At 44.7% G+C, this 15,544-nt stretch carries 14 protein-coding genes; 4 read left to right on the top strand and 10 right to left on the bottom strand.

Annotated elements, in window-relative coordinates; all coding sequences use genetic code 11:
- Positions 1 to 31: 31 nt before the first annotated feature.
- The 4 genes from JT717_RS23340 to JT717_RS23325 form a co-directional block, all read right to left on the bottom strand.
- Entirely contained in the window at positions 32 to 1,363 is a 1,332-nt protein-coding gene (locus JT717_RS23340) for a Gfo/Idh/MocA family protein (protein WP_205513453.1), read from the bottom strand.
- 38 nt (positions 1,364 to 1,401) lie between these two features.
- Positions 1,402 to 2,271 (bottom strand): sugar phosphate isomerase/epimerase family protein, encoded by an 870-nt coding sequence (locus JT717_RS23335; protein ID WP_205513452.1) that lies wholly within the window; start codon positions 2,269 to 2,271, stop codon positions 1,402 to 1,404.
- Positions 2,272 to 2,426: 155 nt separating this feature from the next.
- Positions 2,427 to 3,095 carry a hypothetical protein gene (locus tag JT717_RS23330; protein WP_205513451.1) on the bottom strand — a complete coding sequence of 223 codons (669 nt, stop codon included), beginning with the start codon at positions 3,093 to 3,095 and terminating at the stop codon, positions 2,427 to 2,429.
- A complete protein-coding gene (locus JT717_RS23325) occupies positions 3,082 to 3,597 on the bottom strand; it encodes an RNA polymerase sigma factor (protein WP_205513450.1) in 516 nt (171 codons plus the stop codon). The genes JT717_RS23330 and JT717_RS23325 overlap by 14 nt, the downstream gene beginning before the upstream one ends.
- Before the next feature lie 235 nt (positions 3,598 to 3,832).
- On the opposite strand from JT717_RS23325, the gene JT717_RS23320 reads away from it, so the two are divergent.
- Entirely contained in the window at positions 3,833 to 4,186 is a 354-nt protein-coding gene (locus tag JT717_RS23320; protein ID WP_205513449.1) for an arsenate reductase family protein, read from the top strand.
- Here the strand turns inward: JT717_RS23320 and JT717_RS23315 are convergent.
- Together JT717_RS23315 and JT717_RS23310 are read right to left on the bottom strand one after the other, a co-directional pair.
- Positions 4,178 to 4,780, bottom strand: a complete 603-nt coding sequence (locus JT717_RS23315) for a transposase (protein WP_205513448.1) — start codon at positions 4,778 to 4,780, stop codon at positions 4,178 to 4,180. The two genes, JT717_RS23320 and JT717_RS23315, sit on opposite strands and share 9 nt — an antisense overlap.
- 361 nt (positions 4,781 to 5,141) lie before the next feature.
- On the bottom strand, positions 5,142 to 5,669 hold the full coding sequence (locus tag JT717_RS23310) for a hypothetical protein (RefSeq protein ID WP_205513447.1): 528 nt from the start codon (positions 5,667 to 5,669) through the stop codon (positions 5,142 to 5,144).
- A gap of 338 nt (positions 5,670 to 6,007) precedes the next feature.
- Between JT717_RS23310 and JT717_RS23305 the strand changes: the two genes are divergently transcribed.
- The 3 genes from JT717_RS23305 (at position 6,008) to JT717_RS23295 (ending at position 8,309) form a co-directional block, all read left to right on the top strand.
- Entirely contained in the window at positions 6,008 to 6,358 is a 351-nt protein-coding gene (locus JT717_RS23305) for a hypothetical protein (RefSeq protein ID WP_205513446.1), read from the top strand.
- A 63-nt stretch (positions 6,359 to 6,421) separates the two neighbouring features.
- A complete protein-coding gene (locus tag JT717_RS23300; RefSeq protein WP_205513445.1) occupies positions 6,422 to 7,585 on the top strand; it encodes a sensor histidine kinase in 1,164 nt (387 codons plus the stop codon).
- Positions 7,578 to 8,309: a LytR/AlgR family response regulator transcription factor gene (locus JT717_RS23295; protein ID WP_205513444.1), complete on the top strand. Its 732-nt coding sequence runs from the start codon at positions 7,578 to 7,580 to the stop codon at positions 8,307 to 8,309. Before JT717_RS23300 ends, JT717_RS23295 begins: the two co-directional genes overlap by 8 nt.
- Positions 8,310 to 8,409: 100 nt before the next feature.
- Here JT717_RS23295 and JT717_RS23290 read toward each other — a convergent pair whose 3' ends face one another.
- From JT717_RS23290 to JT717_RS23275, 4 genes are all read right to left on the bottom strand, one after another.
- Positions 8,410 to 10,764, bottom strand: a complete 2,355-nt coding sequence (locus tag JT717_RS23290; protein ID WP_205513443.1) for an ATP-dependent helicase — start codon at positions 10,762 to 10,764, stop codon at positions 8,410 to 8,412.
- Positions 10,765 to 10,965: 201 nt separating this feature from the next.
- Positions 10,966 to 11,319 (bottom strand): hypothetical protein, encoded by a 354-nt coding sequence (locus JT717_RS23285; protein WP_205513442.1) that lies wholly within the window; start codon positions 11,317 to 11,319, stop codon positions 10,966 to 10,968.
- A gap of 171 nt (positions 11,320 to 11,490) precedes the next feature.
- A complete protein-coding gene (locus JT717_RS23280) occupies positions 11,491 to 13,329 on the bottom strand; it encodes a M1 family metallopeptidase (RefSeq protein WP_240348382.1) in 1,839 nt (612 codons plus the stop codon).
- A gap of 193 nt (positions 13,330 to 13,522) precedes the next feature.
- Complete coding sequence (locus tag JT717_RS23275) at positions 13,523 to 15,085, bottom strand: hypothetical protein (protein WP_205513440.1); 1,563 nt, start codon at positions 15,083 to 15,085, stop codon at positions 13,523 to 13,525.
- Positions 15,086 to 15,544 lie beyond the last annotated feature (459 nt).

Below are 15,544 nucleotides of genomic sequence, written 5' to 3'. Positions count from 1 at the left end.
TGCCACACCTTCAGGTGTGGCATACTTATATTTAGACCTTCGGCAATTTATATCCGTTATGATACTCCTTCATCAGGTATTCACTATTGATCTTTTCATCGGTAAATTTTCCATTCGCCTTATCCCATACCAGTCTTTGTCCGCTTCGGAATGAAATATTTCCCATTTGCGCAACGGTAGCCACATGAGCGCCTGCCTGAATAGAACAATTCAGGTCTTGCATCTTTCTCGTTTTCACCACATCAATGAAATTCACCCAGTGATTGTTCAAGCCGTTATCGGAAGGTTTTACAAATGACTTGCTGGCTTTATTAGTGCTTTGTGGTTCTTCCAGTACTTCCCAGCCTCCGCGGTGCAGCACCAATGTACCATTATTGCCGATAAAGGCGATGCCGTGGTTCCTGCCATAGGAGCCGTTATCGATGCCCATTGCAGAATCCCACACGAGGTTAAATTTATCAAACTCGTAAAGAGTGGTGAGGGTATCCGGAGTTTCCTGGCTCAGATCGGGATAAGCAAATTTTCCGCCCAGGGCTGCAATTGATTTGGGCACATCGGCATTCATGCCCAGCAGGGCATAATCGAGCAGGTGCACGCCCCAGTCGGTCATTAAGCCGCCGGCATAATCCCAGAACCACCGGAAATTAAAATGAAAACGGCTGGCATTAAATGGCTTTTTAGGTGCGGGGCCCAGCCAGGCAGCATAATCTACACCAGCCGGCGGGTTACTATCAGGTACAACCGGTGCGGGCTTCATCCAGCCCTGGTAACACCAGACCTTTACGGTTCTGATCATGCCCAGTTTTCCGCTTTGCACATATTCCACGGCATCTTTAAAATGTTGCTGGCTGCGCTGCCACTGGCCTGCCTGCACTACCTTGTTATACCGTTGCTGTGCGGCAACCATGGCCCGGCATTCCACAATAGAGTTCCCCACCGGCTTTTCAACAAAAACATCTTTGCCGGCTTCGCAGGCATGGATCATCTGCAGGGCATGCCAGTGGTCGGGCGTGCCTACAATGACGATGTCGATATCTTTCTGGTCGAGCAGCTGCCTGTAATCGCTATAGGTCTTCACCTTTGTAGCATCGATATTCAGTTTGCTGAACTCGGCTTTTCTTTTATCCAGCACGTTCTTGTCAACATCGCACAAAGCCACCAGGTTTACCCCTGGCACTTTCAGGGCAGCGGTTACATTAGCCCAGCCCATGCCATTGATACCGATGGCGCCCAAACGCAGCTGATCAGAAGGAGCAATGCGGTTCTTAAAGATGGCAAATGTTTTATTATCGAGTGCTGATAATAAGGTTCCCCCGGCAAGCAAAGTGCCCGCCTGATGTAAAAAACGCCTGCGATGCATCATAGTTAATGTTATTAGGTATTGATAATAGGATAAACAGTTTATCGAATGATATTCTTTTTCAGATAGCTGATACTTTTCGCGGTACTGTCAAGCGGCGCACCGGGACACATATCCTGTTCTACAAAAAAGTGTTTCATACCGCTTTGTTTGGCAAAGGTGAATATCTTCTTGTAATCAATGACACCGCTGCCCACTTCCGTAAAATTCTTTTGAGGCGTATTATCCATATCCTTTACATGCCACATGGCAAAGCGGCCGGGATGTTTTGCGAAAAGGGCCAGCGGATCTTTTCCGGCTTTGCTCACCCAATATATATCCAATTCAAAAAACACGAGTTTCGGATCTGTTTCTTTTAAGAAGATATCGAAGCCCGTATTTCCCCCAACAGTATCGAATTCGAAATCGTGGTTATGATAGGCGAGCTTTATGCCCGAGTTCTTAGCAATTGCTCCCGCTTTGTTAAGGGCTGCCGCAATTTTTTTATAATTATCGGCCTCTTTGCGGTATTCTTCTTCCAGCCAGGGTATCACAATATATTCCTGGCCTACGGTTTTGGCGTCTGTTACCGCAGGTTTCCACTTTTCTTCCCAGCCGCTTTGTAAAAAGATACTGGCGGGAAAAGTATGGCCACTGGGGGTTGACAGGCCATTTGCTTTTAAGGTTGACCTTAATTCGGCTGCATTCATGCCAAACCATTTGCCGTTGCCATACCCATAGGTTTCAACGGTTTTATACCCCTGGGCGGCCACTTTGGCTAAAGTGCCTTTGGGATCTTTATCCATTTCATTGCGGAGCGTATAGAGCTGGAGACCAATTTTTTTAGAGGTAGCGAACCATTCTTCTTTACTGATAAACAAACTGGCGGTAAGCAGGGATGATTGCCTGATGAAATCCCGACGAGTAGGCATAACAAATCGTTTTAGGGAGTTGAAATTACTTAAAAATAAGGTACTCCCCAACCCCACGGCTCCTTGCCGGTGATCGTGCCTGGAATATCTGCCTTTCGTGGAGAGCCCGAACGCCGATTAGCGGTTCAGGTTTGAAAAGGTGGCCAGGCATTACGCTAATCTTCTTCCATTTGCAGCAACAATTCTTTCAACTTCTGAATATGCTGGCCATATAGTTTATTAATAAGCCAACGGTTAAAAAAATAGGTGCCTACAGTAACTACCGCGCCCATGGAAATAAATAATATGAAAAAACGGTGATTGCTGATATGCGAAGCGATGGGCATTTGCGAAACGGAGGTCTCCGCCTCGAATGGCAGATCATTCAGTGGTGGTGTAACCGGTTGGCTATTGTATAAAATAATAGCGCCGGCTGCAAAATACGCCAGGGGCGTAATTATGTTGCCGGCAACAAAATAAAAGCGAACGTATTTTTCCAGGGTAGCAAGCTGCTGTTTCAGATTCGACCTTACCTCACAAGCCACGCATTGCATTTCTTTCAGCAGCTTGTTCTTGCGGTAATAATAAAACAGGAAAGCGCCGCCTACCAGCAATAATAATACAGCAAGCTCACTGTATAAGCGTTGGAAGGCAATGATGTACCAGATGTTTAAAGAATATATGATCACCACCGCAATCAGCTCGCGGTTAAGATTTCGTTTTAACCTGGCAATAGTACTTTGCGACCGTTTTTGCAACATGGACGAAATCGGTACTTCCCTGCCCGGTTGTAACTCTTCTTCACCCAGGTTTTTCCAGATATCTTTCAGGCTATCTAACTCCATGTTCTACAGATTTTGTGAGTTTACGTAATTTTTCTTTGATCCGGTTCATTTTCACGCGCAGGTTATTCTGATTGATCCCCAAAATATCTTCCATTTCATCGTAACTCTTGTCTTCAAGGTACAGCATTACAATAGCCCGTTCTATTTCAGTAAGATGGCTGATCGCTTTATAAAGTTGCTGCAACCGCTCTTCTTTTTCATTACTGTATTGAATGTCCTGTATCTCGGTTGGTAATAATTCGGGTTCTACGCTTTTAATGATCTTCTTTTGTTTACGCAGGTCAGAAATGGCGGTATTGAGTGCAATACGGTACAGCCAGGTGCTGAATTTAGAATCACCCCTGAACCGTGGGTATGCGCCCCATAATTGTATCACGATCTCCTGGAAAAGGTCCTGTTTATCGTATTCAGATGTACAATACAAGTTGCACACCTTATACAACATAGCGCGGTGTTGGTGCACCAATGCCACAAACTCATCCTGGTTAAGTTTTGCCTGCAATTGGGTTGGTTTTAGCGGAAAAGATACCAAATTGGTCGTCGAAATACCCAAAAAATTACAGGCTAAAGGTCATAATCTGGTCAAAGAGCTGAAAATAGCCGGTAAATTAAAAGTAGCTGAGCCTATGACCCTTTTGACTCCTTTGACTCTTTTGACTGCTTTGGGTCTTTGCCTGCTTTGACTTATCCAGCTGCTTTGTACATTTGCCGCTCTTACTAATTGATTTAAAGCATTTATGAAGAAAATTTATCATTTGGCCAATTGTACCACCTGCCAGGCAATTATTAAAGAAACCGGCATTGATAAAAAGGGCTTCGAGATGCAGGATATTAAAAGCCAGCCTATAACGGCTGCCCAGCTCGATGAAATGAAGGCCAAAACCGGCAGTTATGAATCCTTGTTCAGCCGGCGCGCCCTGAAATACAAGGAAATGGGTTTAAAAGACAAAGCCCTTACCGAAGATGATTACCGGAAGCTGATCCTGGAAGAATATACGTTTTTGAAAAGACCGGTGGTCTTCCTGAACGATAGCATTTTTGTGGGTAGTGAAAAAAAGACGGTGGCAGCTTTGAAGAATGCCTTAAGCTGATCCGTTCTTCAATAAAGACATGCGCAACGCTTCAAAGTTTATGACATTTACTTTAACCATGCCTGGCTTACCGGCATAGTCGGTGGCCGAACTGTATAAATAATGCTCAGGGCTGCTGACTATTCCATCGCGGATGGGATTTTCGTGGATGTATAAAACCCTTTCCTGCAATTTGTACACCTGTTTGAAGTCAATATAAGAGGGATTGGTGCAGGTTTGCCACAATTGAAATTTTTCTATTTTTTTAAGGCTCAGGCTGCAGCCTTCAAATCGCTGCAGCATCCACGAACGGCGAAGGTCGGGCTCAATATCAATCGCCTCGAGGATCTTCGTGGTGGTATATCTTTTAAATTCTTTTTCAATCATCGCCAGGCCCGACCCCTCCTGCGCCCTGGCGAGCAGGTGCAAATGGTTGGTCATTAAAACCCAGGCATATATCGTAAACTTTCTGGCTTCAACAACATAGTTTAGTGCATCAACAATGATCTGTTTATACGTTGGTCTTATAAAAACATCTATCCAGTCTACCACATTAAAAGTCAAATAAGAACAATCCTGTTCCTGAAAACCCTGGTTTTTATTTTTATTGATCATAGGAGCATTGCTTTATCAATGGTTCATTAATAAGCGTATAAGCCGGGTGAATAGTAATGCTGTTGTATTGGTTGCGGGCGCGGAATACGTACAATCAGGTCAGAATATAAATCAAAGACAAGGGAGTGTAATATACAAAATGTTGTTTATAAAAACGCCGGATGTTAATAGCTGTTCACGAATAATAATTTTTTGATAATATTTTTTTTAAGTGGTCGCCGCTGCAGTGATATCTCTTTGAAACGGCCGGGTTTAATGGGCTTGAAACGACATAATAATAGTGTATCCGGCCAATTAAGGAATATGAAACCGGCCGGTATCATTATAGGTTAACCAGGTATACGGTATTAATAGGCAGTTACTATTGCCAGGGCGCCAGCTTAACCCGTTGCTGCGGATTGGCGCTGCTGTAAACATAATGATGCGGGTCATCAACAAGCCTGGTGGTAACCGGCAGGTTCTTCACTTCCGTTACATGGTGGGCAAACAATTCGGTGCTGTCCAATACAACCGGATGGTTGCCAAATTGCCAGAAGTGATGCTCTGCATCATTCTGATACCGGTTACTGTAATAAGAGAATAACCGCATCATCCATTCCTTTCGCTTTTCGTCGGGATTTTCTGAAATTGATTTCAAGATCTGCTTTGCAGTTCCATTTTTGAACTCTCGCAGAATGGTAGAGATGTGCTTTTTCTTGGAGGAGGCAATGATGGTAATGTAACTGGGCATTAACACGTATTCATAAACATGCAGGTTTTTGTTGTCAATACAGTTGTTTAGGTTGTCAATTAGAATTTCACAATAGGTGTGACAGGTGAAAACATCTATCCAGCCTGAAACACTTAATGTTACATAATAAGAGCCGAAGGGTGGGGGTTTTTCGTGCATTCATATAAGGTAGTAAAGTTTTGCCATTTAATCAATCCTGTATCAGGTCTTTGTTGTAAATCCGAATATTTTTGACACGGATCAACTATTAGGTACTACAATTCAATAACTTAACCGCACAACAACTACCTGGGTCTTTTTTAAGTTGTAATTCATCGTACTTGTCGAGCTGCTTTCTATTTCGTCGACCAGATCATTTCGTCTTTGCTTTCACAGTTTGTCTACCGTTACCGGCGTTCTAACCTTTTAGTACCCCAGGCCAGCCACTTTACAAACTGCGAGGAGAGCTGGTAGAATAGCTTTACGGGGTAAATATTCTTTCACCGTAAAGTTTAGCCATGAAAAAACATTTTTTTACAGCACTACTTGCGGGCCTTCTGGGCCATATCGCCCTGCCTGCCCAGGATAAAAAACCGGTTCCGCCGGCATGGGCATCTGACAAAGGATGGTGGGTGGTTCAATCAAATATCCATACACCCAAACAAAACATTGTTTACTATTATAACAACGAAGGCGTGCTTGTATACAAAGTAAAAGTGGAAGGCAAACGCCTCGATCCGGCCAAAAAAAGAATCCGCATGCAGTTGAAACAGGTCCTGGAAGCCTCCGTGCTGGCCTGGGAAAAGCAACACCAGTCGCACTCCCAGCCCACGCATCCATCCCCCGTTACTTTAGTCGACAAAAATTAGCCGTACAGCGATATTAACACTAACCAGCTGCGGGCAAAGCCAAACGAAACGTAACTTTAGGATATGCAACCCCCTGAAAAATATCCTTTCATTTTTTCAGATGAACCCAGGTACCGCATCCGGCGGCACCTCGCATTCTGGGTTTTCTGGTGGTTGTTCCAGGCGGTGTTATATTCTGTTATCGGCTTTTCAGGCAAACACGGCTATCCCTTGCAATTACTGGATTCCACCTTTGAGTCCCTGGCTTATATGATCGCCCATATCTCCCTGTCCTATACCCTCATGTATTTTGTAATTCCGCGCTACCTGCTCAAACAAAAATACCTGCTCACGGCGTTTTGGGTAGCCGTATGCTTTCTCGGTGCAGCCGCGCTTTCAACCCTTATATCTATTACCATCATTCCTGAAATTCAAAACTGGATCCTGAACCATAACTTCGACAACTATTTGCGATTGCGCGCATCCATGGGCATCCATAAGTCGCTCATGGCCGGACTGCGGGGTGGCATTACCATTGGCGGCATTGCCGCTTCGATTAAATTAATGAAACACTGGTACGTTAAGGAACAACGCAACCTGCAACTGCAAAAAGAAAATGCCGAAGCGCAATTGCAATTGCTGAAAGCCCAGGTTCACCCGCATTTTTTATTCAATACGCTCAATAACATTTATTCCCATACGCAAAATACCGCGCCGGTGGCCTCGCAGCTGGTGATGGGCCTGTCAGACATGCTGCGTTTTATGTTGTACGAATGCAACCAGCCGCAGGTACCCCTGTCGAAGGAGTTAAAAATGATCCGCGACTATATTTCCCTGGAACAGATCCGCTACGATGATCAACTGGACGTTCATATAGACCTGCCGGCCAACACCGATACCCTGGCCATAGCGCCCCTGTTACTGTTACCCCTGGTTGAAAACTGCTTTAAACACGGCACCAGCCATATGATTGAACAACCCTGGCTGAGCTTACAGGTGAGCATCGAAAATAACAGGATGTACGTAAAACTGATGAATGGTAAATCGAACAACGTTAACAGGAACAATTATAAAGGAATCGGCATTTCGAATGTAAAAAAGCGGCTGGAGCTGTTATATCCCGCCAAACACGAATTAACGATCACCGATGCAGAAGACGTTTTTGTAGTGGATCTTTGCATAGTATTGGAAAGCCTGCCTTTAACGAAAAAAGAAAATGCTCCTTTTACATTGGCCTATCATGAATGAAACGCATACCATACGTTGCCTGATCGTAGATGATGAACCGCCGGCCCGCGAGATCATCCGGCGCTATGTTCAGGAAATACCTACCCTGCAGCTGATCGGCGAATGCGCCAATGCCATTCAGGCGCTCACGGCCTTACAACAACAGGCCGTTGACCTGGTCTTCCTCGACATCCGCATGCCGCAATTGAACGGTACCGATTTTATTAAAACATTAAAAGATCCGCCGAAGGTCATTTTCACCACCGCTTTTTCTGAATATGCGCTCGAAGGCTATGAGCTGGATGTAGTGGATTACCTGATGAAGCCTATTCGCTTCGACCGCTTTTTAAAAGCTGTTAATAAAGCCTATCCTCTGAACCGGGCAGTAAACACTGCAAAGCCGGTGGCGCCTCCTATAGCCCCTGAAAAGAAAAATGAAAGCTTTGTGTATTTCCGCGCCGATCGCAAGATGGTAAAAGTAATGCTGGATGATATCCTGTACATCGAAAGCATGAAAGACTATATTAAGGTACATACTGTACAGGGCGTCATTATTACCAAACAATCGATCAGTTCAGTGGAGGCGATGTTGCCCGGTAAACAGTTCGTACGTACGCACCGGTCATTCATCGTTTCAATCAGTAAAATAAGATCCTTCACCAACGAGTTGGTCGAAATCGACAAGACCGATATCCCCATTGGTAAACTATTCCGCAACGGCGTTATGAAAGTATTTTCCGCTTAAACATTCCTCCTATGGCACATCCTAAAAAAAGACCTGCCCCAGGCAAACCCGGAGGCAGGTAAAACTTCTTGTTATTGTCTTTTTTGTTATTGGCAATCGCTTATTGAACGATCCGCAGCCGCGCATAATTCAGCATGATCTTTTTTTCGCCATTCAGTTCAAACTTAACGGTGGCAATCGGGTTGTGTGCGCTTCCTTCCATTTTTATTACTTCGCCAAAACCGAATTTCTGGTGTTCCACCCGCTGACCAACCTGTAAATTAGAAACATCACTGGCCACAAAATCAGCCGAAGGCACATGCTCTACCGCTTTGTTTTGTGGTTTCGGGGTTATGTAAGATGGAGTGGATGGTGTTGTGGCAGATTTTTTTGCTGGTGGCGGACCATACCTTTTTTCTGCGTCGGCAGCATTCGAGCTGCCCCCCCAGCCACCACCATGCATACGGTCATATGCACTGCGGTTATTTATCTGGTTGCGCATACCTCCGCCGGCAAAACTTCTGTCCAGGTATTTTTCCGGCAGCTCTTCAAGGAAGCGGCTGGGTTCATTTTGAACCAGGTTACCAAAGCGATAACGGGTATTTGCATAAGAGATCCAGAGTCTTTCCTTAGCCCGGGTAATTACCACATAAAACAGGCGGCGTTCTTCTTCCAGCTCTTCGCGGCTGTTAATGGCCAGCGCATTGGGGAAAAGCATTTCTTCCAAACCGGCGGCAAATACGCAACCAAATTCCAGCCCTTTCGCTGCGTGGATCGACATTAATTTTACCGTATCAGCGTTGGGATCCTTTTCATCGGCATCCGTGAGCAGGGTGATCTGTTGCAGGTAGGCGCCCAATCCTTTGTCGTTCACTTCCCCTTCTTCCGTATCGGGGCTCTCGGTCCATTCCTTGATACTGTTCAGCAATTCCTGCACGTTCTCATAGCGTTGAACGCCTTCGGTGCTTTTATCGTTGAATAACTCTTTTACAAAATTGGTTTGCTTGCCTACATGCACCGCTACATCATATGCATTTTTGGTTTGCAGCATGCTGGCGAAGCTTTTGATCATAGTAACAAAATTGTCGATCGATTCGAGCGTACCCGATTTGAACCCAAATTCGCGCGCGCGTTCCAATACCTGCCACATAGAGATATTCTGCTCATTGGCAATTAAAACCGTTTTATCGATCGTTGTTTTACCAATGCCCCGCACGGGGTAGTTAATGATCCGCTTCAATGCTTCTTCATCGCGCGGGTTAACAATTACGCGCAAATAGGCAATATAATCTTTTACTTCTTTGCGCTGGTAGAAGCTGATGCCGCCGAACATGGTATAAGGAATACCCATGCGGCGCAGGCTTTCTTCAAAAGCACGGCTTTGTGCATTGGTTCGGTAAAGAATAGCGAAATCGCGGTTATTGTAATGGTTCCGCAGCTTTTGTTCCTGGATGGTATCGGCCACAAATTTACCTTCGTCATTATCGGTATTAAGCCGCACCAGTTTGATCTTTTCGCCTTCCGGTTTCTCGGTCCAAAGGTTCTTTGGAATTTGTCCCTTGTTGTTTTTGATCACCTCATTGGCAACATCCAGAATGCTTTTGGAGCTGCGATAGTTTTGTTCCAGTTTCACCACTTTGGCATCTTCATAGTCTTTCTGGAACTGCAAAATGTTTTGTATGGTGGCGCCGCGGAAACTGTAGATACTTTGCGCATCATCACCCACCACGCACACATTTTCGTGCATGGCGCCCAGCAGTTTTATCACTTCGTACTGCGCGGGGTTGGTATCCTGGTACTCATCTACCAGAATGTATTTGAATTTGCGCTGGTATTTGCTAAGTGACTCGGGAACATTTTTCAGCAGCTCGTAAAACTTCAACAACAGGTCGTCGAAGTCCATCGCCCCGTTCTTAAAACAGCGCTTTACATAAGCATCGTAGATCTGTGCAATAGCCGGGCGGTTACTGCGCATATCTTCCTGCTGAATGGCATAGTCATTGGCATATTCTGCCGGACCTACCAATGCGTTTTTGGCGCTGGAAATACGGTTGTATACCGCGGAAGGTTTGTAATGTTTATCATCGAGGTTCAGTTCATTCACCACGGTTTTGATAACACTCTTCGTATCGTCGGTATCGTAAATGGTAAAGTTGTTGGGATAGCCAATGCGATGTGCTTCACCACGCAAAATGCGGGCAAACACGCTGTGGAAAGTGCCGATATATAAATTTCTGGCCTCATTATTCCCAAGCACTTTTTCAATACGCTCTTTCATTTCCTTGGCCGCCTTATTGGTAAAGGTGAGGGCCAGGATGTTAAAAGCATCCACACCGGTAGCCATGAGGTGGGCAATGCGCGTGGTAAGCACCTTTGTTTTTCCACTACCGGCGCCGGCCACGATCATCAATGGTCCATCTTTATGTAAAACAGCCTCACGCTGTTGTTCATTCAATCCCTGTAAATAATCGATCATTAATGCAAGTTAATGCCTCTGCCGGTTATTTGTTGCGGAAAAAAATAAAAGATCGGCTTGGTTAAAAACCAAATTTAACTGTATTGAAATGGGTTGAAAATGAAAAAACAAAAAGCCCCGACGCTATGTCAGGGCTATATAAATTCATTATTCCGGTTAGGGAATAGTGCCGGGTTAAAGAGTTGAACGAAAGCTACCTGGTTATGCTGTTGTTTCTTCCAGCGCCAGCGCTTCCGGTTGTGGGGTGCAATTTTTGATGCTAACCTGGAACTTGGTGTTCAGGCTCACCTGATAATTGTTGGTGCTCAACAGGGTTTTGATAGTAGCGTCTTCCAGCATAACAGCAGCCAGGTCAAGGGCCAGCTGTGAAGTGCTGATCACGTTAGCCACTTTACCATTGGTGTACTCAATGGTGAATTTGTAACCGGCTTTACGTGCAACGCCAGCTTTTTCAAAATCCGGGCGGTTGAGGTTCAGAACCTGATCACCTGCTGCCGATTTCTTCATTAAAATTCTGATAATGGGCAGGTACTTCATCCAAATGTGGGTATACATTATAATAAGCGGTTTTACTATGGAAATAATAAACTTATTTACATGGCAGCAAGCGTCTGCAAAGATGCAAATTATATTGGCAAAAACGAATGAAAATTAAAAAATATAAGTGTTTTTTCCACCCTCCCCCTTGCTAAACGCCTGAGCCTGCTGCTACATGCAAAAAAATCCTTACTTATTATTCCATACATTATTCTTCCTGTTTACATCCGGTACATAGGTACCACCCAGTTTGATCTCTTTTATAGCTTTTTTAGCAGGAACGGTAAGATTAATTGAATTGGCATTTTCCCAAACTGCAACAGAACGATGTAAGGTGGTTTTCGTATCGTCGGCATAAGTGACTGTCAATTCAACAGGCAGTGGCTTGTGGCCAATACATTCAACGGTCACAGCATAACCAGTAGTTGATCTACTCACTTTTTTGATGGCCAGATCAGGTACGCCGCCATCTATAAACCAACGTTTCCAGAACCAGTTCAGGTTTTTGCCAGAACCTGTGTTCATGCAATTGAAAAAATCAAAGGGAATGGGATGTTTGCCCTGCCATTGCTGGATGTAATAATGCAATGCCCTGGTAAATAAGGAATCGCCCAGCATATCTTTTACATACAGATATCCCAGTGCAGGTTTTGGGTAAGAATTTACAAAATAGTTAGTGCCGTTAATTTGTGTAGATAGTGTACTGATCGGGGAATCGTGCTCTGTTCCGGCCACTCTTTCATAGCCCATTACGCCATAATCGTCGGTTATGCTGCTGTCGATGATCGATGAAATGATCCATTCGCCGATGGTGGCCCAGCCTTCATCCATCCAACCGTATTTCGTTTCATTGGTTCCCATATAAAAGGGAAACATCGTATGAAATACTTCATGGTCGACCAGCTCAATGGTTTCAATGCGGCTTTCCAGCGGATTGTCGTTCACCATCATCGGATATTCCATTTGGTCGAGCCCGTCAACGATCGTTTCATGCGAATAAGGGAAAGGCCAGCGGGGGAAAACATAACTCATGGCCCATACTGTTTTGCGGCCGAAATCAACTACCTCATAATAATCTTTGTGTTCCGGTTTAAAAACTGCATCCACCCTTGTTCTTCTTTTTGTGGCAGGATCTACTTCTACACTGGTCGATTTCCACATATAATGATCGCTCACGGCAAAAGCAAAATCGGTAACATTCGCGGCAGAAAATTTCCAGGTATTAAAAGGCTGCTGGCGGGTGATATTTTTCTGTTTCACATCTGTTGAGTCAATAATGTTAATAACCCCATCCTGTTGTTCGGCTGTGCGCAAACGCTGGCAATAGGTTTCATTTAACACCTCCTGGCAATTGGCCAGGTCACCCGTGGCCCACACCACATAATTCACGGGAACGGTGATGGCTACATTAAAATTTCCAAAGTCATTATAAAATTCCTGTGGACCGGTATAGGGCGCCATATTCCAACCGTCAATATCGTCATATACCGCTATGCGCGGGAAAAAATAAGCCACGAAATCGGCACCCGGCTCAATTTCACCGGTACGGATATGTGAGGTCTTATTCAGGGTGTACGAATATTCAATATTGAATCGCATGGAGCTGCCTGGCGCCAGCGCACTAACCGGCACCGTCATATTCGTTCCTTCAATATGGAATTTGCTGGAATCAAGCGTCGTATTGTTCACCTGAAAAGAAGAAATGCGAACACCATCGGTAATATCTGAAGGTTTTACGGGCGTCATGCGGATACTGCCCTTTTTATAAATATTCGGGTACAGTTTAAAAGCGATCTGTGACAAAGGGTTCGGACTGTTATTAAAGTATTCGATCTCCACCTTACCGGTCAGCAGCCGGGTCTCAGGGTTAAAGTTGATATGAAGATTATAGTTAGCGGAATTCTGCCAGTATTTACTGCCCGGCTGCCCGCTGGGCGAACGTGTTCCTTTTTCATAGGCGGCAGGCAGGTTACGCGGCATCGTTAACGACACCTGCGCATTTACTACCAGGCTACCTGACAAAATCATTAGAACCAATGACCTTTTTAATAACATACAGGATTTAATTATTGCTAAATATACAAAACGGGGCAGGCCTGGCCCAAAAGACTGGATGAACGGAGCCGGATCACGGTTTGAGACCGCCCGGATAAAAAGACAGAGGGCTGAAATAGCACGGTGCCACGGCTTAAAGCCGTGGCACCGCTAATGAAGTTTTAACTCAGGCTACAACGGTTCCCCGGTGTTTGCTTTTTAAATATTTTTCATATACGACTTCCCGCATGGTCTTCTGGTACACTTTGCTTTCCGTCCAGGAAATAATATCGAGGTATGCAAAGGCCCTTGTTTCGTAGGGGTTCTTCTCCAGGTGTTTGATCTTGTTCAGGAATTTCTCCAGCTCCGGTTTTAACTCGCGCGGACTCACCCCAAAAGAATGGCGCAGGAACTTCAGCATTTCTTCTTCCACGACCGTTATATTTTTCATGCGGGCCATAAAACGGAAAACCGATTTGCTGAGCGACTCCATCAGCTCATAATTCCCCATTTCATAATGGGCCAGCATGTGCAGTAAGCGGGCATAACACTGCAGATCGATCCGCAGGTCAATGGGACCATTGATAATGCGTTGCAGGTAATCGATACATTTTTCAAACTCGCCATTGCCGAAATACAAGGTGGCGATCTTGTAGTTGAATACCAGGATGCGGTGCTGATCAACGAACAACGCATACTCTTCCAGCTTTTCTTCTATTTCAGGTACCAGTGCCAGCCCTTCCCGGAAGGTTCCCTGCATGAGGTGCTGGTTAATTTTGGCGCTGTTGATATAAATGAATGTGTGTGTGCGGAAATTATCGTGGTGCGTAGCCACGGGGGTTTTGGCAAATTCTTCAAACTGTTTGAGCGTGATCTCAAACTTTTTGAAATTGCGCAGATCGAAATGGGCGTTCAGCAGGTTATGCATTCCCTTTATATAGTGGCCTGTTTCCACTTCCTTCATCAGGGGATGTTCATTATAAAGATCGATCCATTTCTGCCCGTACTTGTAATACAGTAAAAAGTCCTGCTTTATAAATGCATACCAGCTGTAGCTCTGGTAGAGGTACAGCTTTTCGTAAAAACCGTTCACTGCATCTATATCGGCAGGCAGGTATTCCTTGAAGAATTTTTTGAGATCCTGCTCGTCTTCCGGGTTACGGGCATGGCCATTCAGCACAAACCAGCGGTACAACAGCAGGGCCAGGTTCGAGAGCCGCGTTACGCGATCGATATGGCTGCTGATCTCCAGGGCCTCCTCGGCCAGCAACAGTGTTTTTTCGGTAGAACTGCGGGTAATATGAAGTGTTTCGATCTTTTTCTCCAATGAGATCACCTGGGCCAGAAAATTGAATTTCTGGTTCGCGCGTGCGATCTCCTTAGCCTTTTCAAGAATTTTAAGGCTTTGCAGTTTTAATCCCTTATTGTAAAGCACCCGCGCATGATCGAGGTGTTCACTGAGTTGAAGGTCAATATTTTCGGTGGCTTTTAACAGCCGAAGGCTGGCCAGTAACTGTTTATATAAATGTGTCTTTATGTTGGCAAGCTGCGGCTTCTTAATGTCTGGTAATTTCTTAAGTAACAACTTTTCGTCATACTCGGGCAATTTATCCAACGCGTCGAATAACCGTATGATCTTCAAGTCTTCGTTAGCCGAACTCCTTTTTATATAAAGCTTAAAGTGCCTTTTTTCCGACTTCTCCAGTGAATGAACCAATTGAAACAGCGCATCTGTAAATCGGTTGGACATAATTATGAAATTTGCCTGAAACTCAATACCGGTAAGGGCTTTAGGATTTTTTTCACGCTTTTGGCGTAATAAAACCGGTAGTAAGATGTTTTGAAAGGTACGGATTTACATCCTACTTTTGATTCAGCAAATGAGCAAAATGGTATTGGGAAGCAATCGTTAGAGTGAATAGCAATCATTAGAGGCTCAAAAGAATACGGCAAGATAACATGCAGTATTCAAAAAGACAAATAGATTTATCTCTTTTTTCATATGGCAAGCAATCGTTAGAGGCCAGCCGTTTCTACGGGTGGCTTTTTTTATTTCCACCACTGCTAATATAGCATAAAAAAGGATCAGGTTGAAAAATTGGGGGATTTAGGAGAAAGTTGTTGTTTTGCAGCCTAATAAAACTGACAAGAAACATTGGAAAAGGACCAGGAAAAAGAATTGTTAGGCTATTTTTTACCAGCAGGGACA

The sequence above is a fragment of the Longitalea arenae genome (assembly GCF_016924755.1).
Taxonomy (GTDB): Bacteria; Bacteroidota; Bacteroidia; order Chitinophagales; family Chitinophagaceae; genus Niastella; species Niastella arenae.
The sequence above is the reverse complement of the archived record's forward strand: the minus strand, read 5'-3'. Positions and strand labels throughout refer to the sequence as shown.